The sequence below is a fragment of the Psychrobacter sp. Sarcosine-3u-12 genome (assembly GCF_002836005.1).
Classification (GTDB): domain Bacteria; phylum Pseudomonadota; class Gammaproteobacteria; order Pseudomonadales; family Moraxellaceae; genus Psychrobacter; species Psychrobacter okhotskensis.
The window spans coordinates 1-21,931 of record NZ_PJBY01000001.1; the positions used below are offsets into that span (position 1 = coordinate 1).

The 21,931-nt window shown below is 43.4% G+C and carries 16 protein-coding genes and 4 tRNA genes; 8 read left to right on the plus strand and 12 right to left on the minus strand.

What is annotated here, in order from left to right:
• Nucleotides 1–423: 423 nt before the first annotated feature.
• The 9 genes from CXF65_RS00005 to CXF65_RS00045 all read right to left on the minus strand — a co-directional run bounded on the left by CXF65_RS00005 (nt 424) and on the right by CXF65_RS00045 (nt 8,020).
• Nucleotides 424–498: transfer RNA gene (locus CXF65_RS00005), tRNA-Thr, on the minus strand.
• Nucleotides 499–617: 119 nt separating this feature from the next.
• A tRNA-Gly gene (locus CXF65_RS00010) sits at nt 618–691 on the minus strand.
• A gap of 81 nt (nt 692–772) precedes the next feature.
• A tRNA-Tyr gene (locus tag CXF65_RS00015) sits at nt 773–856 on the minus strand.
• Between the two features lie 66 nt (nt 857–922).
• Nucleotides 923–998 (minus strand) — tRNA-Thr (locus CXF65_RS00020).
• A gap of 248 nt (nt 999–1,246) precedes the next feature.
• Nucleotides 1,247–2,743: an anthranilate synthase component I family protein gene (locus tag CXF65_RS00025; protein WP_101210601.1), complete on the minus strand. Its 1,497-nt coding sequence runs from the start codon at nt 2,741–2,743 to the stop codon at nt 1,247–1,249.
• Nucleotides 2,744–2,936: 193 nt separating this feature from the next.
• The gene (locus tag CXF65_RS00030) at nt 2,937–4,100 is read right to left on the minus strand and encodes an FHA domain-containing protein (RefSeq protein WP_101210602.1); all 1,164 of its coding nucleotides are present in this window, start codon (nt 4,098–4,100) and stop codon (nt 2,937–2,939) included.
• Between the two features lie 79 nt (nt 4,101–4,179).
• Complete coding sequence (locus tag CXF65_RS00035; RefSeq protein WP_227523162.1) at nt 4,180–5,025, minus strand: RsiV family protein; 846 nt, start codon at nt 5,023–5,025, stop codon at nt 4,180–4,182.
• A 275-nt stretch (nt 5,026–5,300) separates the two neighbouring features.
• Complete coding sequence (locus CXF65_RS00040) at nt 5,301–6,896, minus strand: peptide chain release factor 3 (RefSeq protein WP_101210604.1); 1,596 nt, start codon at nt 6,894–6,896, stop codon at nt 5,301–5,303.
• A 218-nt stretch (nt 6,897–7,114) separates the two neighbouring features.
• Entirely contained in the window at nt 7,115–8,020 is a 906-nt protein-coding gene (locus CXF65_RS00045; RefSeq protein ID WP_101210605.1) for a hypothetical protein, read from the minus strand.
• 294 nt (nt 8,021–8,314) lie between these two features.
• On the opposite strand from CXF65_RS00045, the gene CXF65_RS00050 reads away from it, so the two are divergent.
• From CXF65_RS00050 to CXF65_RS00065, 4 genes are all read left to right on the plus strand, one after another.
• Complete coding sequence (locus tag CXF65_RS00050) at nt 8,315–8,728, plus strand: organic hydroperoxide resistance protein (RefSeq protein WP_101210606.1); 414 nt, start codon at nt 8,315–8,317, stop codon at nt 8,726–8,728.
• A gap of 351 nt (nt 8,729–9,079) precedes the next feature.
• Nucleotides 9,080–12,034 (plus strand): DNA polymerase I, encoded by a 2,955-nt coding sequence (gene polA, locus CXF65_RS00055; protein WP_101210613.1) that lies wholly within the window; start codon nt 9,080–9,082, stop codon nt 12,032–12,034.
• Between the two features lie 178 nt (nt 12,035–12,212).
• Nucleotides 12,213–12,749, plus strand: a complete 537-nt coding sequence (locus CXF65_RS00060; RefSeq protein ID WP_025650950.1) for a hypothetical protein — start codon at nt 12,213–12,215, stop codon at nt 12,747–12,749.
• A 253-nt stretch (nt 12,750–13,002) separates the two neighbouring features.
• The gene (locus tag CXF65_RS00065) at nt 13,003–13,791 is read left to right on the plus strand and encodes an SDR family NAD(P)-dependent oxidoreductase (RefSeq protein ID WP_101210607.1); all 789 of its coding nucleotides are present in this window, start codon (nt 13,003–13,005) and stop codon (nt 13,789–13,791) included.
• A gap of 67 nt (nt 13,792–13,858) precedes the next feature.
• Here CXF65_RS00065 and CXF65_RS00070 read toward each other — a convergent pair whose 3' ends face one another.
• On the minus strand, nt 13,859–15,163 hold the full coding sequence (locus tag CXF65_RS00070) for a right-handed parallel beta-helix repeat-containing protein (RefSeq protein ID WP_101210608.1): 1,305 nt from the start codon (nt 15,161–15,163) through the stop codon (nt 13,859–13,861).
• Nucleotides 15,164–15,333: 170 nt separating this feature from the next.
• Between CXF65_RS00070 and CXF65_RS00075 the strand changes: the two genes are divergently transcribed.
• Nucleotides 15,334–15,666: a hypothetical protein gene (locus tag CXF65_RS00075; RefSeq protein WP_101210609.1), complete on the plus strand. Its 333-nt coding sequence runs from the start codon at nt 15,334–15,336 to the stop codon at nt 15,664–15,666.
• A 72-nt stretch (nt 15,667–15,738) separates the two neighbouring features.
• Here CXF65_RS00075 and hemH read toward each other — a convergent pair whose 3' ends face one another.
• Entirely contained in the window at nt 15,739–16,758 is a 1,020-nt protein-coding gene (gene hemH / locus CXF65_RS00080; protein ID WP_101210610.1) for a ferrochelatase, read from the minus strand.
• A 330-nt stretch (nt 16,759–17,088) separates the two neighbouring features.
• Here hemH and metX point away from each other — a divergent pair, with 330 nt between their 5' ends.
• The 3 genes from metX (at nt 17,089) to CXF65_RS00095 (ending at nt 20,186) form a co-directional block, all read left to right on the plus strand.
• Nucleotides 17,089–18,576 (plus strand): homoserine O-acetyltransferase MetX, encoded by a 1,488-nt coding sequence (gene metX, locus CXF65_RS00085; protein ID WP_101210611.1) that lies wholly within the window; start codon nt 17,089–17,091, stop codon nt 18,574–18,576.
• Complete coding sequence (metW, locus tag CXF65_RS00090) at nt 18,573–19,193, plus strand: methionine biosynthesis protein MetW (protein ID WP_025650943.1); 621 nt, start codon at nt 18,573–18,575, stop codon at nt 19,191–19,193. The genes metX and metW overlap by 4 nt, the downstream gene beginning before the upstream one ends.
• Nucleotides 19,194–19,604: 411 nt before the next feature.
• Nucleotides 19,605–20,186 carry a tetratricopeptide repeat protein gene (locus CXF65_RS00095; RefSeq protein WP_101210612.1) on the plus strand — a complete coding sequence of 194 codons (582 nt, stop codon included), beginning with the start codon at nt 19,605–19,607 and terminating at the stop codon, nt 20,184–20,186.
• 87 nt (nt 20,187–20,273) lie between these two features.
• Here the strand turns inward: CXF65_RS00095 and CXF65_RS00100 are convergent.
• Nucleotides 20,274–21,931 (minus strand): Eco57I restriction-modification methylase domain-containing protein (locus CXF65_RS00100; protein WP_198551918.1); only part of this gene is annotated, 1,658 nt, incomplete at its 5' end.

The following is a 21,931-nucleotide window of genomic DNA, read 5'->3' on the forward strand; positions in this document are numbered from 1 at the left end:
TGAATCTTTATAATCAAAGATCGGTAAATAGCTGTTTGACGGCTCATGATACATACAAAACCATCAAACCGTTGACGCTATGGTTTATCTACTAAAAACTGCTTTATTGTCTTACTCTTAACTGCTTTAGTGCAATATAAACGCCATACTTTTATATGTAGGCATTATACTTGCTTTTCAATCTTTAACTTTTTTAGCTCTCGAATATTAAACTGTATTATGTGAGCGTGTTCGTACTGCATTGCTTCATCAATATAATTGATTGAGAAATTGACAGCACTAAAAGGCAACACCTCAGTGTCACCCTTAAATTTTTATTTGCTATACTGATTTTTTATCGTTTTCAATATTCTATAGTTTCGATATCGATATAAAGCTGTGTATTAAAATAGCAAAGCAAACGCAAAAAGCTGGAATAATAAATGGAGCTCATATCGAGAATTGAACTCGAGACCTCTCCCTTACCAAGGGAGTGCTCTACCGCTGAGCTATATGAGCATGCTTTTAACAACTACAGTAGCCAACCAGTGGGTTGCACTAAAAAAAATATCACGATACAGCAATAATATACTGACTGTCGTGATGAATTATTGGTAGTCTTTGCGATTGTGACTATATGGAGCGGGTGGCGGGAATCGAACCCGCGTCATTAGCTTGGAAGGCTAAGGTGTTACCATTATACCACACCCGCATTTACTCTTCTGTAAGCTCACTCTTATAAAGAGTGGTTATATATTGAGTATGCTTGGCGCTATAACAAACTTAGAAAATATGGTGGTGGGAGAAGGATTCGAACCTTCGAAGCTTTCGCGACAGATTTACAGTCTGTTGGGTTTGACCGCTCCCCAATCCCACCTTAGTTTGCTTTGAACAAAGATGACTTAATCTAAGACAAATTCATAAAAAGCGACTTTGAAAGAGATGGTGCCGACTGCCGGGATCGAACTGGCGACCTACTGATTACAAGTCAGTTGCTCTACCAACTGAGCTAAGTCGGCTTGTTCTCTCAAAGTGGTGGCTATTCTATCAAATATTTAGACAGACGCAAGCTCTTTTTGAGTTTTTTTACACTTATTTTAATAATAAACGTCAAGCAACTGATTATATTGATATTTTTTATCAGACAAAATAGCGCTTTTTATCCGGATTGTTCGAATAGTTATTAACATGCTTATGAAAACGATAACTTGCATGGTGAGGACTAGCAACTTTAATGAAACTTTTGCCAAGCACTTCCATCAAACATCTAGCGAATACGCAAGCCATTACAGGCCATTTTGACCGCTTTAATGAGCGCCAACGCTTTTTTATTGGTCTCGTCCCACTCTGCTTCTGGAATAGAATCAGCGATTACCCCAGCACTGGCTTGGATATGGATTTTGCCGCGCCGCATCACAGCGGTACGAATAGCAATGGCGCTATCCATATTACCGTGCCAACCCAGATAACCAATGGCGCCACCAAATACAGTGCGGCGTAACGGCTCCAGCTCATCAATAATTTGCATCGCACGAATCTTAGGCGCGCCTGTTAACGTGCCTGCGGGGAAAGTCGCACAAAAGACATCAAGCGCATCTTTATCAGGCAATATATCGCCCTCAACGTTAGAGGCAATATGCATGACTTGCGAATAGCGCTCGATAAACATCTTTTCGGTGACATTGACACTATCACATTCACAAACACGGCCAATGTCGTTGCGACCCGACTCAATCAGCATTAAATGCTTAGCAATCTCTTTTTCGTCACTCAGCAGCTCCTGCTCAAGCACCAAATCTTCCGCTGCGTTTTGACCACGTTTACGGGTGCCCGCCAGTGGACGCACGGTGACTCTGCCATTTTCGATACGTGATAAGGTTTCTGGAGAAGCACCGATAATGTCGAAACGCTTATGATCATCAAGCGTGTAACCATGAACCAAGAATAAATAAGGCGATGGGTTTAAAAACCGTAAGGCGCGATAGACAGCAAGCGAGTCGCCAGTATAGTCAGCGGTCAAACGCTGGGCAGGCACCACCTGCATCACCTCTCCTGCTGAGATATAGTCTTTAATGTTCTTAACGTCGCGACAGTATTTCTCCATCCCTGTTTGTGATTCAAACTTTGGGGTTGGCATAATCGGCGCGCTTAAATCTGCCATTTCTGCCAACTTACCCTCAATTTGCTCTAGCTCACGAATGGCATGACCATAACCGTCTTCAGCGGTGCAGTCCGCATAAACAATAATGGACAACGTATTCTCTAAATTATCAAAAACAATGACACTCATCGACAGCATCAGCCACATATCCGGCAGTGACATCGGATCGGGGGCGTCAGACAGTCCCACACTGGGTTCAATAACTCGCACCATATCATAACCAAAATAACCAACGAGACCACCGCTAAAGCTCGGCAAGGTAATAATATCTTCGGCAGTTGGCATCTTATACTGCGCCATCAACTGACGAATATAGTCAAAAGGATCATCAACTGCATCCACGGTGGTCTGATCATTTTTTTTGACCGTCATATTACCGTCTACATATTGCAAAATCAGATCACTACCTAGACCAATCATCGAATAGCGCGCCCAACGCTCGCCGCCTACGACGGACTCAAACAAATACGCTGAGCCATTTAAGTCACGTACTTTAGAGAATACCGAGACTGGAGTCTGCGCATCCATCAAGCGTTTTTTTACCAGTGGCGCATGACTAAAGCCACGATTTTTAAAGGCGTCATACTCTTCAAAGGTCATCATAGTAGCTTTCTCTTAACACAGGGTTGGCAAAGCGCCTTAAACTTAGAAGCAATCTCAAAACAATGATAAAAATACAATACAAAGATAGCGTCAACACTCCAACGAACGCTGACGCTATTTTTAAGAATAATGGAACTAACCTTAACTCATTAATTTATCTTATCGATATAACAAAGCTAGGGTCGTACACCTTTTATATACCGCCCATATTGAACAGCCATAGCGCAAGGCCAATGATAAGGATGACGGCAAATACCCATATGAACCAACCACCACTAGGCTTTTTCTCTACGTATCCAGCATTTGCGGGGTTATCGACAGCTTGGTCCATGGCATTGTTGCCTTCGGTACCAAGGTCGTGAGCCTGCCCTAAATTGGCCGTACCCGAAAACTGAGCAGTTGCTGCTTGTTTGGCACGCAACACATCTGGATCAGCTTCTTCCTGTAGTTCGGTTTTGGTGGTTTTGTCGTGGTCTGCATTGTCTAAGGACTGTTGCTCGACAGCGGGCTGTTCAACTAATGCTTTTTCATTTTCAGTAGCTACTGGCTCTTCAGTAACAGGCGTCTCAGTTATTGTTTCTTTAGGCACGACCTCTTTATGCACGACATTTTCCTGTTCAGTAGTCGGTGTCTGCTCGTCTAAGGCAGCTGCGGCAACTGGAGCCGCTTGCACAGATGTGGTATCCACAGTATCTTTGGCCGCCAATACCTCTTCGATGATCGTTTCTTTAACAACTGGAGCATCAGCCTCATTAGTCTTATCAATCTTGCTTTCAGTAATATCAGCTTGTTGAACAGGAGTGGTATCTGAGTCATTAGCTGACGGCAACACGTCTGTAACCATCGTTTCTTTGACAACTGGCTTAACCTCTGCAGTTGGCTCAGAATTTACGTCTGGTGCATCAATCACCATTTCGGGTTTGTCAGCATCCGTATCAACCGTAGATTCGCGCTCAACCATCAGCTCTTCAGCGAAGACTGGCTGCTCTACAGCTTCATCCACTGCAACAGTCACCGGCGTTACAGTGAAGGCAAAACTGGCAAAGCCAAGCGTATCATTGGCTTCAAGATGCTTAGACTTATTACCGTCAATACGTTGCTCATTAATAAACGTACCGTTAGAGGAGTCCAAATCTTTCACGTACAGCTTGCCATTCAGTACGCTCAGTACCGCGTGATTGCGTGATACCTCCTTACTGCCAAGTACCACGTCATTATCACTGCCACGTCCCACAGATAGGCTGTCGCTGACAGTCAAAGTCAGATCACCCAGCGCAGCGGTTAGAGCATTGAGGCGCCAAGTATCTGCGACTGTTGCTTGGGTTGTCGCTGCTGTGTTGTCTATATTGCTCGTCATAACATCACTCCTTAATTTATTATTAAATGTTCAATCATTCTCTGAAATTTATTACAACTATTCTCTTAGGATAAAACGATTATTTGGGAATAAAACGCGGCTTGATCACACCGCCAAGCTTACTATAAGGGATGCTTAGGACAGGCATACCATAAGCATAAGGGCCAATAGAATAGTGCTGGTAGCGAATATCAACGCCTTTACCAGTCAATGTGACGTTATCGCTGAGGGTAAATGGCCAGTTTTTCTCATAGCTGCTTAAGTCGTTATCGACCGTTTTTACCCACTGTTTATATGCCTCATAAGCCAACGCCTCAAAACGGGGTTTTTTGCCCGTCTGTAATATGTCTGTCAGTTGCAGTTGTTTTTTACTGCTTGTATCGAATATTAAATATTCACTATAAGGCATGCCATGCGCGCCGCCCGTAAACACATAGGAGCTTATTTCAAACAATTCAAAATCATTCACATGACCCAAATATTCAGGCTTCACTGTCAGATTATACGACCATGAACTGTCGTCTGGCATATCTATAAATTGTGAGCTTGCGAAGTCATCAATAGCCGCCTTAACCATAGTCGGCGTCGCCTTAGTATTGATAGGTGCGGATTCAGTCTGTTTACTATTGACGACAAGATGATTGATACGGGCATTGGTGATATCGTTTATCCAATCCTGATTGGTTTTGAGATACCTAACCTCAATCTCTGGACAATGCTGTCGTTCGGCACATATCTCTTGCACACTTTTGGGCAGCTCATAATCAAGATAATCGGTACTGCTAATGAGATTGTCCGCATTAGCGGACATTGCTATTGTTCCAAACAGCAGGCCTGTCACTAACGTACCAACTCGGCGCAAGTTACCACTGCTCGGCATTAACGGCGGATTAATAGGTGGTGTGGCGCTCGTAAATCGAGACATTATTATCATAATTTTTCCATAAATACATAATGGTTAATATTATTCTACCGTAACCACTGTGATGTATTGTTGAAACACTGTTTGTGTTTTTGAGGGGTTACTATTTTTGAAGTATCAGTGCTTTTGAGTCATCAGTATTTTTGAGATGTCAGTGTTTATGAAAAATCGGTTTAATAACGGTCTAAACGACGGGCAATAAAAAAGACACGGCTAGCGTGTCTTTTAAAAAACAGAAAATAGGTTTCAACCATTTACTCATACTTAAATAACAGATATTAATGCTCGCGAGTGTTGCTGAAAGTCACTTCTGGATAACGATCTTGCATCAGCTGCAAGTTAACTCGTGATGGCGCAAGATAGGTCAGATAGCCACCACCATCAAGTGATAGCTGGTCATGGGCTTTTTTCTTAAACTTAGCCAAGGCCACTTCATCATCGCAGTGAATCCAGCGCACGGTCGCAATTGAAACTGGCTCAAAGGTACACTGTACTTTGTACTCTTCTTTTAGGCGATGCGCGACCACTTCGAACTGTAGTACACCCACCGCGCCCAAGATTAAATCATTATTAATCTGCGGCATAAATACCTGCGTTGCGCCCTCTTCACTGAGCTGCTGCAAGCCTTTTTGTAGCGCTTTAGACTTGAGCGGGTCTCGGAGCACCACGCGGCGAAACAATTCAGGGGCAAAATGCGGAATACCGGTAAAGTTCAGCTCTTCGCCTTCGGTAAAGCTATCACCGATAGAAATCGTCCCATGATTATGCAGACCGATAATATCACCCGGATACGCTTCTTCTAAGGCTTCACGGTCGCCGGCGAGAAAGGTCAGCGCATCGGCAATGCGCACGTCTTTACCCAGACGTACGTGCTTCATCTTCATGCCTTTTTCATACTTACCCGAGCACACGCGCAAGAAAGCAATGCGGTCACGGTGACGCGGATCCATATTGGCCTGAATCTTAAAGACAAAACCCGTAAAGTCCGTCTCAGTTGCAGAGACTTGACGCTCAGTAGTCGGGTGCGCTTTTGGTGGCGGTGCATATTTCACAAGGGTATCGAGCACCATGTTGACACCGAAGTTACCCAACGCTGTACCGAACAATACTGGCGTCATCTCACCCGCCAAGAATGCCTCTTCGCTAAAGTCTTCTAACGCCATTTGTACCAGCTCAAGCGACTCTTCAAAAGCATTAAACATCAGCTTCCCAAGGCGCTCGCGTATGTCCGGATAATCATAGCCGTCGCGGGTCTCAGAGACGGTCATCTTGCCGCCATTACCTTTTTCATAAAGGTAAGTCTTATTTTCGGTCAAATGATAGACGCCAACGAAATCCTGCCCCATACCAATGGGCCACGTCAACGGAATACATTTAATCTTAAGCACCGTCTCAATCTCACTCAGCAGCTCAAGCGGCTCGCGAATCTGACGATCCAACTTGTTCACAAACGAGATAATCGGAGTATCACGCATGCGACACACTTCCATCAATTTGATGGTACGTTCCTCGACGCCTTTTGCGCCATCAACCATCATCAGCGCGCTGTCGACAGCGGTCAACGTACGATAAGTATCTTCACTAAAGTCGGCGTGACCCGGGGTGTCTAGTAGATTGACCATATGGTCTTGATAAGGAAATTGCATAACCGAAGTAGTGATAGAGATACCACGCTCCTGCTCCATGCTCATCCAATCCGATGTCGCATGACGGTCGGTTTTGCGGCCTTTAACTTCACCAACCACCTGAATCGCTTGCCCCCATAGCAGCAGCTTTTCAGTCATGGTGGTCTTACCCGCATCGGGATGCGAGATAATAGCAAAGGTACGGCGCTTGGCCACTTCTTTGTTTAATTTCTTTGGATCTACGCTCATAATTTTTGGCTTCAACCTTGACTTCCAAAAGGCTGTCTTTTAGACAGTAACTTTCTTTTGGGCATTAATTTCAATAAATAGTATAAATAATGGGCGTATTGTAGCGGATTTAGCGTCAGGTTGCAGAATTAGCGCATAAAAAAACACGCTCTACTGGTCAAATAGAGCGTGTTTAATTAGAAAACACTTAACTAGAAAGTGCTTAATATTTTTTGAATTTAATAATAGCGTGTGATTTGCGCTGCTAAGAAGTCCCCTGCCACCTCATTGACTATCGTGCAGTCAACGACACCGCGCACACTGTTGGTATTCGGGTCAGTGCTGCCTTGCACCACAGAGTCGGCTTCATAAATATCATTATCATATTCAACGCCATTGTATTGATAAGCAGGCTGGTTTCTAAACTCAAAAAACGTCACTTGCGCAGCTTTTTGGTCATTGCCCAAACCCACACCAAAGCGTGAGGTGCTAAAATCTCTATCGTCGTTAAAACGTTCTTCGGCCGCCTCAATCCATCTGTCCAGCGTACTATAGCCGGTTTTATTTTTTTCATTAAAGGCTAAAAACGAGCGCTCGCTAGTGACCACTGGAATATAACAAACCGAGCCCGCTGGGAACGTCACATTGGTTGGGATATCAGGATAGTTATTTAAATCGGTAATGATACCACGGCTATTGCCTATGGTAGTGCCCGGACTATAACTACCAGCGTTCAAACCTGCGAGATTCAGGGTTTTATAGGTAATCTCATAGTTCAATTGCTTGTTGCTGTTTGTCTCATAAATAGGACGTTTGACGGTGCGGCCATTTACTTCAATATCCTTATTTTCCAGCCTTCCTTCAAAATCAGCTGCCAGCACGGTTCTGTCTAAGCTATTAAGACTTTGGTTGTTATAACTGTTCACCAGATTTTTTATCTTAATTTCGCGCCCGCCAGTGCGGTATGTCTGATCAATTCGCGCAATAGCACTCGCGTTGGCTCGGTTGTCATAGCTATTGCCAAAGCTCGTCAGCGTGATTTTATTGTCGCCTGAACCGTAGACACCATCATCTTCTCCGCCACATCCTACGAGTGCCATCGCGAGTAAGGATAGGGTCATAGGCAAAAATACTGTTGCTTTCATAAAAGGCGTCCTTACGGTTAGGATTTTTTATAGGGCTATGCTGATAGTGTGTGAAAAACCATGTGACTAGTTTACATCAATGTCGCCATGACTTATATATTTAAAGCCATTAATTGTTTAGCAATGCTTATTGGTGAATGTGAAGCACATTATCGTTATTCACATAAATGCTCACTTACAAAGTCATTGTATATGGTTACTACTGAGCTATAGAGCGTAGCGTCCAGTTTGTTATGCTTGATGGCTAATTGGATTAAATAATTATATAAATAAACCAACAACAAAGGATATGTTATGAACACGTTATATTCTACTCAAGCAACCGTCACTGGCGGTCGTTCTGGTAAAGCTAGTCTACAAGATAGTGATTTGACGATTAACATGGTCGCACCGGGTTCAAGTAAAGATGGTAATAATCCAGAGCAATTATTTGCTATGGGTTATGCGGCTTGCTTCGATGGCGCACTTGCGGCAGTCAAAGGCGAAGAAAAAGCAAAATTTGACTCGACCACTCAAGTATCGGTAGATTTACGTAAAGGTGAAGGTCTAGACTTTCAACTGGCGGTGAAAATTCATGTTACTGGCGAAAATACAGAACTTTCAGCCGATGAATTTCAAAAGCTGGTCGAGAAAGCCAATAAAGTTTGCCCATACTCGAAAGCCACACGCGGTAATATCGATAGCGAAGTGACCTCAGAAGTAAAATAATGCCTGAACAATGACAGTATCAGTAATAGATACAAAAGAGCTCAGTTAACGCTGGGTTCTTTTTTTCCTTAAATTTTGGCCAAAAAATAATAACGCTATAGTGAGTGAAAAGTAGTATCGAACCATCACCCATTGCTGATATCAATTTTTCTTGCTTGCCGTACCTGCGCAGACAGAGGTGACGAAAAATAGATATCAGCGATACCATCGCGTTTTTAGAATATTTTGACTATAGAACATATCATAACTTTTAAGCAGTTCGGCACACGTCATTTTTATCGTTATAATAAGCACATATTTCTATCTAATAGCTGATAAGTGACCTTTATGACTGATCCTATGACCGACTCCATGACCGACAGTGACCACAACTCCCATCAAGCGATTGATCCTGCAGTCTTGCCAAACTTTGAGACTATGCCCAATGTGGCGACCATGGACACCAGTCATGTGGACAGCAATCAGCCGCCTTTTATTTTGGTTGATGGCTCTTACTATCTGTTTCGCACTTATCATGCCTTACCGAAGACCATGCAAAACTCGCAAGGCCTGATCACCAATGCCATCCGTGGCACGCTCAATGCGTTACTCAAGCTGATGCGTCGTTATCACCCTACTCATATGGCGGTTTGCTTTGATACCAAGTCACCGACTTTTCGCCACCATATGTCTGCTGATTACAAGGCCGCTCGTCCGCCCATCGACATAGAGCTGGTAGAGCAGATTCCTTATATTCATCGCTTGGTGACCGCATTAGGTATTCCACTGTTACGCATCGAGGGTGCAGAAGCCGATGATATCATCGGGACACTGGCGCATCGTGCGGTTGAACAAGGCCATCACGTCGTCATATCCACCGGCGATAAAGACATGATGCAGCTGGTTAATGACTGCGTAATATTGGAAGACAGCTTTACTGGCAAAGTCACGGACACTCAAGCGGTCGTAGACAAGCTTGGTATTATGCCAAATCAAATGATTGATTTTTTGACCTTGATGGGCGATGCCTCAGACGGTATAAAAGGCGTGCCTGGTATCGGTAAAAAAACGGCAAAAGACCTACTCGTTGAGTATGGCGACATCGGCAATATGTTAAAGCATATTGGTTTTATCAAAGGTCGAGGTGCCAAAGGTTTGATTGAACATGCTGATGATATTCCGTTTAATAGGAAGCTTGCCACCATCGTGACAGACTTAGCTATCGGTCAAGACTGGAACGATCTAAAAATCAATACCGATCCATGTGCCCATATAGATGAATTACGCGAATTGTATAATGAGCTTGAGTTTAGAAACGAGCTAGCGTCTCTTGACCACCCAAACCATCCAGCCAACGGCTCGCAAAGTGTCGCTAACAGTCAAGCCGATGCCGAGTCACAAGCGCAAATAGCTAAGTCGCTACAATCAAGCACTATTGAGAATATCACTGACAGCAAAAATCCTGATAGAGCATGGCATACGATTTTAGACGAGCCTGCCTTTGACAGCTTGGTTAAATTGTTAGAGGCTGCACCGCACTTCGTTATTGATACCGAAACGACCAGCGTCTATTGGCGTCAAGCCGAAATCGTCGGGCTGTCTTTTGCCCTGCGAGCGCATGAAGCCTATTATATTCCGCTGACTCATCGTCTGGAAGGTGATGAGCTGACTGCAAAGCAACTTGATCGTGATACGGTATTAGCGAAACTTAAACCTGTTTTGGAAAATTCAAAAATAGGCAAAATCGGTCAACATCTAAAATATGACGCGCATATTCTCAGTCATTATGGTATTGATTTAGTAGGCGCTATCCATGCCAGCCCTAATAACTGGGCAATGGATACCATGCTTGCCAGCTATGTCATCAATGCGGCAGCTACTCGTCACGGCATGGATGATTTGGCGCGCCATTATTTGCACACCCAGACCATCAGCTTTGAGGACGTCGCAGGCAAAGGCGCCAAGCAAGTCACCTTTGATCAAGTCGCCATCGATATCGCCAGTGACTATGCTTGCGAAGATGCCGACATCACTTATCAGTTGTTTGATTTGTTTAGTGAAAAGCTTGCTGATGATAAAAATAATGCCAAGCTCTTACATGAGCTAGAGATTCCAACTGCCGAGATACTCTGCCAAATGGAAGCAAATGGCATTTTAATCAAGCGCTCATTTTTAAACGAGCTATCAAAACGCTTCGATGAAGAAATCATCACGCTAGAAAAACGCGCGTATGAAGTCGCCGGTGAAGAATTTAACTTAGGCTCACCAAAGCAACTGGGTGAGATGCTGTTTGAAAAACTGGGCGTGCCGGGTGGCAAGAAAACCAAATCTGGTCAATACTCGACTGGCGAAGCGGTATTATCAAAGATTGACCACCCATTGGTCGATATCACATTGGAATATCGCGGACTGTCCAAGCTCAAAAGCACCTATACCGATGCGCTCGATAATGTCGCAGATGCGGAGACGGATCGCGTGCATACCAGCTACCATCAAGCATTGACCAGCACCGGTCGTTTATCATCCACTGATCCTAACTTGCAGAATATTCCGATTCGTACCGCCACTGGTCGCCTGATTCGCCAAGCATTTATCGCACCAGAAGGTCGCGTTATTTTGGCTGCGGATTATTCACAAATTGAGCTGCGTCTGATGGCGCATTTCTCAGGCGATGAAAACTTGACCCGTGCCTTTAATGAAGGATTGGATATTCATACTGCAACGGCTGCTGAAGTATTAGGTAAAGCTGTTGAAGAGGTCAGCGCCACTGAGCGCCGCAATGCTAAAGCCATTAACTTTGGTCTGCTCTACGGCATGAGTGCCTTTGGACTTGCCAAGCAGTTGCAAATGAGCCGCAATGAGGCGCAAGATTATATCGATATGTATTTTGAGCGCTATCCAAGCGTCAAAGACTACATGATCAATACGCGTGCCAGCGCTTATGAAAAAGGCTATGTCGAGACGATATTAGGTCGTAAGCTTTATACGCCAGATATCAATCATAGCAATCGTATGGTTAAGCAAGGGGCAGAACGCGCAGCGATTAACGCGCCGCTACAAGGCTCTGCCGCCGACCTAATTAAGCTTGCCATGATTGCCGTCGATAAAGTACTGCCAAAAGAGCAAGCCAAAATGCTGCTACAAGTCCACGATGAGCTGGTGTTCGAAGTGGATAGCGACAAGGTTGATGAAATTAGCCAGTTGATTACCGATGCCATGCAAGACGTCTTAAGGACGACAGCCGTGGAAAAAGGTTGGCATATAGACTTCGCGGTACCGTTATTGGTGGAGACCGATAGTGGTCAAAACTGGGATGAGGCGCATTGATTATGTAGTATTAACAATGAGATATGACTGATTAGTTAAATTACATAATGGCATGATAAGGCATTTCGCTGTATAATAGCAGTACATTAAATTATCTGGTCTTATGAGACAATTTACGGTTTGAAGTGGGCCCAAGGGCTCACTTTTTTATTTCAAAAAAAAGCAGGAGTGCCTTATTTTGGCGACAGATGGCTTCATTGAAATTCCCAGTATTATCCTATTAATAGCTTGCTTGCTACGCTGCGCGCAGTACGTAGCACAGAGTCATGTCAAACAAATTAAAGCCTTTTGGTTGGCCTCAGTTCTCGTATTCGTCGCGGTCATTCGTCGTGAGTTAAACTATTTACCAGAATTATTTATCCCAAGTAATTTTTCGCTTCTCAGCCATTCTTATGACTGGTGGGAGGACGCTGTGCTTTTAGTAATCTACCTGATGAGCGTTGGCTTATTGATTTACTCATGGCGCTACCTTTGGGCAATACTAAAAGATGTAGACGTATCGCTCTATCTTGGTGTCGCCACTTTGGCCATATTACAATATATGGGAGAGAACGCTATTATGTTCCCCCACACTTTGGGTGGCATAGTCGAAGAGTTCGCGGAAACGATTATTTATGTGATCGCGTTGGTTTATTTATGGCGATTTAAATTAAGCGATTTTGAATCATGCCTATTGCGTAAATTAAACTTTGAATTGAGTCATATTAACCAATAGCCCCATAGTGGTGACTCAATAACTGTTAAGTAAATATAGACGTAGCGTTAGGTTGCCACTAGTAATTATCTTAAGCACAATCCTTGTCTATTAGTTTGTTATACTGAGTCTAAGCACGAGGGACGATAACGATTGTAATGGATGGTCTTGATCCTTACATTAAAACCGTAGCTGTGTGTAACTGTTTATCTACATATAGTCAGCTGGTAATGCACCTCGATTTAACTCATTGATAACTATAAAGCGAGCCATTATGAATATATTAATTACAGGTGCATCACGCGGTATCGGTCTGGCCGCTGCCAAAAGATTGGCCACCAAAGGTCACAACGTTGGATTATTTGCAACCAATACAACGACGCTTGAGCAGGCTATCGAAGACAAAGCCTTTAAAAAGGCCGTAAAAAAGAAACGCATCATTATTGGTCAGTTAGATGTCACTCAGCCTGATTCATGGGATGGCGCTATCGAGCAAATGATTAATAACTTTGGCGGCATCGATACGCTGATTAATAATGCGGGTGTGCTGGTTAGCGGAGCATTGCCAAAGACAGCATTAGAGGAGCAATTGTCGCTCATCGACGTCAACTGTAAGGGCGTGCTGATTGGTTGTCATAAGCTAGCGCCTTATTTGGCGGAGAGCAAAGATGGCAAAATCGTCAATGTGTCCTCGGCATCGGCTATCTATGGTCAGCCTGAGGTTGCCACTTATGCGGCCAGTAAGTTTTTTGTACGTGGTCTCACCGAAGGTCTCAATATTGAATATGAGAAACTCGGCATCAAAGTCATTGATGTGATGCCACTCTGGGTCAAGTCCGACATGACCAAAGACATCGAAGTCACCAGTATTGACCGTTTAGGTATTAACTTGACCGTCCATGATGTGGCCAAGACTTTATGCAAATTGAGCACCAGCCCCAACCGTAAGCTAAAAAGTACGCACTACTCTGTTGGTATACCGGCCAAAGTTTTTCAGACTCTCTCGCAGGTCACTCCTGATCCACTTATTCGCTGGATCAATACAAAAGTGGGCGCCCAATAACAGCAGCGCCTATCCGCTATCGTATCTATGAGCGATGATGCTTATCTAATGTAAATCACAATGACGGCTACTCAATATGAGTAGCCGTTTTGCTTGCTGGTCTAATATCAATAGCCTGCTCGATAGATTTATCGATAAAGGTATTATTGTCAATCCGCGTATCTTTGACTGCGCCTGCTGCGCTGTCTTCCCGAATCTCAGAACCAACAATAATAGGTAAGCGGACGTTTGCTGCAAACTTATTGCCCTTAATCAGCGTGCCGTCATCCTCTACGATAATGCCTTGCTCTACCTGCTCAAAACGGTTATTGATAATCTGATTGTCTTTAGCACTGTCCAAATGATAGCTGGCAAATGGCGTTTGCTTCACTAAATAAGCGCCGCATTCAAAACCTTTTAGATTGCGCGACTGCCTTGACGCTACCCAAACACCGACTGGCTCATCTTCAAAGGTATTGTTAACGATAATATTGTCACGGCTCGACTCAGTACGCTTAAAGTGATTGCTCCGCGCCGGATCGTCGGCATGCTCAAAACAATTGCGATAGAGCAATATACTGCCTGCGCCATTATGAATAAATTGATTGTTTTCGATACGATTGTTGCTCGACGAATCCACGGCAATCGCCTCACGATTGGGTTTAAAGGTACGAAAGCCATTACCGACGAAGACAGAGTTTTTAATCACGTTATCACGACTACCAAACTCTAAATAGAGCCCAACGGTGCCTGCGTTATGGATATGCACTGTATCAAAAGTAATGTCATGCGCATGATCTCCGACGAACATGCCGCTATTAATACTATTGCGACTACTGACATTAATGACGCGGATATTGCTTGGCGCAAGGGTGCGGTTGTCAGCAGGGTTGGTAAAGCCGCGCGCGTAACGCTGATTGGGGTTGCTATATTGGCGAATGTGCAGCGCATGACCATAGCCATCCACATGACAATTGGCCACAGCTATATTATCGATAGCTCTATCTGTTTTCGGCTTAATAGTAATGGCGCTGGCCTTTGATGGATCATCAGCCATAGTACTAAGCCGTGCGCCCCGACAGTCGAGTGAACTGTTTGACTCATTGAGCTCAAAGCGTAGCGACTTGCCTGTCAAATCACAGCTGTTACTGAGTGCGCTATGACCTTTTATCACCACCGTCTGCTTGGGTGTTAATTGTGCGCAATCAATCACCGTCGTAGCGGTCGGGAGTTTGCTATCAATCACCAGCGGCTGTTGTACCTTAACCTTTTCTCTAGTGCTATCAGCATTAACGAAAGGCAGTCGTTCGCAAGCCGTCAGACCTACCGTGGTACTGAGCAACGAGGCTGTTATTAACGAGAATGTGATTAAACCCTTCTTACTGGCGACCATTAAGCACCTCTTATTTATGATTCATCTTACATTTTTTGAACATCCTGTCACACCTTACTACTATCAGTCGTCATCATAACGCGTCACACTCATTGTTATAAGCAAAATCAACCATAACCATTTCTAACCATCAATAATAACCATTAATAACAACGAACAAGGAAACCCTTATGGACCATTCAAAAACACCCCTACCAGAAGAGATGGATCATATTCAAGGTGATACCGACATCAATGATAACAGCCAAGAAGTTGATTTAGACAATCCCATGCTACATACCATCGATAATGATGATGTCATTGATAATAGCGCGGGCTTTGACAATTCGGAAGTCGGCACAGATGCAACGCAAGGATTGACGCCCATGCATCGTCAAAATATCGATGAATCGCGCGTCGATGAAGTATTGGTTCAAGACAATTTAGATGACAGTGATTATCCAGATGCGATGGATATCGCTGATAAAGAAGCCGCTGAACGTAGTAACGATGATGATTTTTAGGATAACTGTTTAGACAAAAAAATACCGAACACGATGTTCGGTATTTTTTTATGGTTTAATAAATACAATCGTTTAAGCCCAACCATCCAAAGTGCCTGCCCAACCTTTGACCAATGGCGCACTAATAGCTTCTAACAAATCTATGTGCGCCTCATCGGCATTCAGCGCTGGAATATAGTGATACTCTTGCCCGCCAGCATGAAGAAAGTTCTCACGGTTCTCAATCGCCAATTCTTCCAACGTTTCTAGACAATCCGCTGAGAACGCTGGACTGAGAATTTGTACTGACTTTACACCTGATTTAGCCCATTCATCGAGTATGACGTCGGTATAAGGCTTAACCCACTCTTGCTTACCAAAGCGTGACTGAAAACTAATAATCCATTCGTCATCTTTTAGACCAAGCTCGTGCGCGACTTGCGCTGCGGTACATTTACAACGTCTAGGATAAGGGTCGCCTTTATCCATATACGGCTGCGGAATACCGTGGAAGCTAAACATCAGCTTGTCAGGTTTGCCATGTACCGCTTGAAAGCGGCGAATACTATCCGCTAATGCTTTTATATATAAAGGATGCGCAAAGTAGTCTTTAACGATCGTAATATTAGGCAAGTTACGCTGCTTTAACGACCATTTAGTAATGGCATCGTACACTGCACCCGTTGAAGTCGCTGAATACTGTGGAAATACGGGTAACATCACAAAGTGGTCAACGCCTTCGCTACGCAGTTTGTCCATCACATCGGGCAAACCTGGATTGCCATAGCTCATTGCAGAATGGACAGAAACACGAAATGGTGCAACCTGCTCAGCCAAACGCGTATCTAACATCGCCACTTGTTGGTTCAGGATATTGCGCATTGGCGAGTCACCATCCCAAATACTGGCATAAGCTTCTGCCACCCGTTTAGGACGGCTTGGCAACACAAACAGATTTAGGATAATCGCCCACAGGAATTTTGGGATTTCAATCACCCGTGGGTCTGATAAGAATTGTTTGAGGTAGCGACGTACCGCAGGCGCTGTCGGCTCATCAGGCGTACCAAGGTTGACCAATAAAACGGCAATACGTGGGGGCAATTTAGGTTTCATAGAGTATTATTTATTATTAGGTTAATTAAAGAAGAATATGAGGTAAAAGATTATTAAGTCATTATTGAATGACTGCGTTATGAGTGTAGCATTTTATAGATCGATAGCGCGTGGTAAAAGCACACTAATACAATTTGATACGCACTGGATGGTCACTGCGCTCGAAAGACTCAACTCGAAGGTTGTGCTCATCCGCGCATCGCCATACAATAGGCAAGCATATTGCCATCCTATTTTTTTATTGATAATTGATAATTGTCGTCTTGCGAGGTAGCTTTGAACGCACGTCCTGATAGTACCAGTGACCACTCCCCAAAAGATCACGCTCATGTGGATAGCTCAGTCGATACCGTTGGCTCAGTTGGAATCGTCACACCACAGAACTTCCATTTTGCCGAACCCTTGACCTTGGAGTGCAACCGCACCCTGCCCTCATTTGACTTAATGGTAGAGACTTATGGCACTCTTAATAGCGACAAATCAAATGCCATATTAATCTGTCATGCCTTGTCCGGCAGCCATCACGCAGCAGGTTTGCACAGTGCCGATGATAAAAAGGCCGGCTGGTGGGACAATATGATTGGCCCCAATAAAGCCATCGATACCAACCGCTTTTATGTGGTATGCCTCAATAATATTGGCAGCTGTTTTGGCTCTACTGGTCCAACGACGATTAATCCTGACAGTGTCAATGCAAAACAAGCAGATAACACTAGCGAAGCAGAGGTCTATGGCCCTGACTTTCCGTTGGTTACCATCAAAGACTGGGTAAAAACCCAAGCCATGCTCTCAGATCGCTTGGGCATTGACGTCTGGCATGCCATCGTCGGTGGCTCCATGGGCGGTATGCAAGCACTACAATGGTCGGTCGACTATCCAAATCGTTTAAAACGCTGCGTGGTCATTGCCAGTACGCCCAAACTCTCTGCCCAGAATATTGCCTTTAATGAAGTCGCACGTCAGTCCATATTGTCTGACCCCGACTTTAAGGATGGACGCTATTTACAAGCTGGCACCTACCCTCGTCGCGGACTGATCCTCGCACGTATGGTTGGTCATATCACCTATTTGACCGATGATGCGATGAAGGCTAAATTTGGTCGTGATTTAAAATCTGGCAAATTTATGTATGGCTATGATGTCGAGTTTCAGGTTGAAAGCTATCTTCGCTATCAAGGCGAACGCTTTAGCGAAAATTTCGATGCCAATACTTATTTGCTGATGACCAAAGCTTTGGATTATTTTGATCCAACGCGTGGCTATCTGTCAGGGCAGTCATCAACCCAGTCAACAGCACCATCAGTAGACTCTACAAATCCGTCGGAGTCTGGATCGCTACTTGACGACTCAATCGCGGCGTCTGTCGAAACGACTAAAAATGCGACCAAACAAGCGGCACAGCATGCGCTTGAAGCTACCTTAGCAACTGATAATTTAGCAACTGATAACTTAGCAACTGGCGATGAAACTGACAGCGAAACTCAAACTGACACTGAAAACGATCGTCAGCAAGAATTAGCGGCGCTCAAAGCGGCCTTTGCCCACACTCAGTGTCAGTACTTAGTGGTGTCGTTTACCACCGACTGGCGCTTTGCTCCTGAGCGCTCACAAGAGATTGTCGATGCCTTGATGGCGACTGGCAAACCTGTCAACTATATCAATGTCGATGCGCCACATGGTCATGACTCTTTCTTATTTGATATTCCCCGTTATATGGGCGCCGTTAGAGGATTTTTGACCGCGCCATTTATCACGGACAACCATGCTAAAAACCGCCAGACGAAAAACAGTCGTCAGCAAACAGGAGTGCGCTCATGAGAATGGATCATCAACTGGCCGAGCGCTGGATTGCCCCGCAGTCACATGTGCTGGACTTAGGCTGTGGCAATGGTGAGCTGCTTGCACACTTGCAGCAACATCGCGGCGTCACTGGCTATGGGCTTGAGATTGACGAAGAAAAAATCAATGATGGTATCGCCAAAGGTTTGTCTATCATTGAACAAGACCTGAATGACGGCCTTGCGCGCTTCGCTGATAATAGCTTCGATACCGTGGTCATGGCACGTGCCCTGCAAGCGGTGAAAGCGCCTGATGTGCTCTTGCTCGATATGCTGCGAGTTGCCCGCGAAGCAGTCATCACCTTCCCTAACTTTGCCCATTGGCAAAACCGACTTCATCTAGGGCTTAAAGGCATGATGCCCGTTTCAGAAGCGCTGCCTTATGAATGGTATAACACGCCAAATATTCATCTATGTACCTTTAAAGACTTTGAGCAGCTTTGTGCCAAGTATGACATTCATATCATCAACCGCTTTGCCGTTAGTGATTCGGAAAAAGGTCACACACCGCTCATGAAAGCCTTGATACGCCAAGCGCCAAATCTGCTGGCAGACGTCGCTATTTACCGTGTGACCAAACAAAAACCAGCACAATAATACCTACAACAATAAGGGTTTACGCCCCTTTGAAATTATCTAAAAATAGCCATTACGCACGTTTTTAGACCTTAATACATTGTTAACTCTTTATTATCTCTTAGTAACTCTATGATTTTATTAAGGACACTAAGGTAGTGATGAGGATTAAATCGTGTAATTAGTATTTGAGTTTCGTAAGTTTGGGTGTTAAGCTAGCGAAATAGTGTCAGTCACACCTCTATTTTAACCGTTTATCGGTCCGACTAAAGGTAACGGCTATACTCAACAACTATTTAAATTGCTAATAATTAGGTAAGTTCATATCGCAAGATTTCACCTAATTGTTATCACCGTCTAACTGTCTTTCGCGAGATAATGTTTAGCGGTACAACTCTTTTTGCTTATTAACTGCCTAATTTTGGAGCTGCTATGAAATTATTAAAAGCTGCGTTGTTCACTGCCTTGTTTTCTTGTGCCGGCCTTGCCAACGCTGAGTTAATATCAAACGTGCCACTTGATACCTCACGTTTTGAGCTAATGCCTGTCAGTGAACTGTCTAATCGTGCTGCCCAAGGCAACGATCACGCTCAGTTTTACTTAGCCAAACGTTTGCAAAAAGGTGAAGGGATTGCCCAAAACACTCAGCAAGCGATCCAGTGGTATACCAAAGCGGCTCAACAAGGTGTTGCCCCTGCTCAGTTGAATCTTGCCATCATGTACTTGCGCGGTGAAGGTGTCCAACCAAACCTACAACAAGCTCGTGTTTGGCTAGAAAAAGCGGCAATGCGCGGCGATAACCGTGCCAGCTATACGCTTGCTTTGCTAGATGAAAAGCAAAAGAACCTAGTTGATGCTTATAAATGGTACGATTTGGCTGCCCGTGACGGCATGCTTGATGAAAAAGTACGTAACAAAGCACGCGGTAAAATCGGTCAGTTGGCATTGAACTTATCAAGCTCAGACATCGCTAGCGCTCGTAGTAAAGCCGATACTTGGTTTCAGAGTAAATAAGTCTAGCAACATACAGCTTTAGTTTGAAAATAAAAATCCAGCCTTTGAGCTGGATTTTTTGTGTTTAGAGAATGATAAATGCTGACATTAACTGGCTTCGATAATGGCAATCTCAGCATCGGTTAAGTCATATAGCTTATAGACCATTTGATCTATCTCACGGTCGGTACGTTCAATTTCTGCTATCAATTGCTTTGCTTTAGTCTGTTCGGCTAAAAAATACTCTTCCCATTCCGCTTCATCACCCAAGCTCATTTTAATTTTCTTTTTTGCCAGCTCTTTGACGAACTCTGAATACGTTAGTTCATGCCAGTTTTCTAGCTTTTTACTCAGCTTGTCGATATCAAATTTTCGTTGCAAGGTGCGAATAAATTTACCTGTTAAGTCTTCCATTTGTAGTGTTAACTTAGATACCAATAACCCTTTATTCATTACTTCATCATCTTTTGGACTAATAATTGGAATAGCTGATATATTTTTCGCATTATATCTATAATAACCACCCAGTTTTTTTGGGCAAATTTGGTTGAGGTAAAATGAAATTAACTTTGAATTTAGTATTGATAATAGAGTCATTATTGAAATATTAGAGGAATCAGTTGGAATTAAAGCAGGCGTGTTAGCACCATTAAATGCTGTATTTGCACCCAACAAGCCAACTGTAAAATTAGTATCTACACCTTTTAGTATGAGTTTCTCGGGTGTAATATAATTGAAATTTCCAGCACGAAGATGTCTGTAAAAATTTTCTTCAAAAGCATATTTCTTACGACTATCCTTTCTTTCCATCAGATCATCTTTGAACTCAAGCAAATAATTGTAGCAATTAGGGAAAAGCTGGATAAAATCATTCATTTCAATTAATTTAGAATCTCCATTTTCATTATAATAGGGATATATAATTGATGCTGTAGGTTCTGTATTAGAATATTTAGAGACTTCCTGACCACGATAAGCATATGGATAGATAATCTCAGTTTCCAACTTATATCTCTCGATAATTTCCTGATTTACCACAAAAGCTGCATCCATTCCTGTTAGACAGCCGATATAGGCAGGAGCAAATCTTTCAAGAAGTTCATAATGTATGTTTTTGTCTTCTAGACTTTCTATTAAATCAAATGCAGAAAACTGCCATGCTTTTGATGATAGCTTATCAAATGTATAGTCTGTGGACGGACTATTTTTAACTCCAAAGAAGTTCAAATCTTTTTTATGTATCACCTTCTTATATTGAAAAAAATCATTTTCTTTGTTATTAAGAAAGAATATAGCTGGATACGTTTCTACATCTTCAAAAACAGGAAGAGAGCCAAAATCTATTATTTCGGAAAACTTATTTTCAGATAAAATTTTTCGAATATTTTCACCATAGTCTGTTTGCATCCATTGAGATGATGATATATAACCTGCAACTCCCTTATTGTTAATTAATTTAAAAACCTTTTCAAAAAATAATATCGACAAATCTAACTTACCCTTTGGACTTTGATATTTTTGGAAATAATAATCTACTAAATTATTTTCAATATTCTGCACCCTTACATAAGGTGGGTTACCAATCACCACATCGAAACCACCCTTTGCAAAGACTTGTGGAAACGCTGCTTGCCAATTAAAGGCTTTATCACCTGCGACTGCGGGATCATCAATCAGTGAATTACCACATTTGATATTATTATTGAGGTTATTCAACTTACGTCGCGGCTGCGCTGTGCGTAACCATAGTGACAGCTTGGCAATAT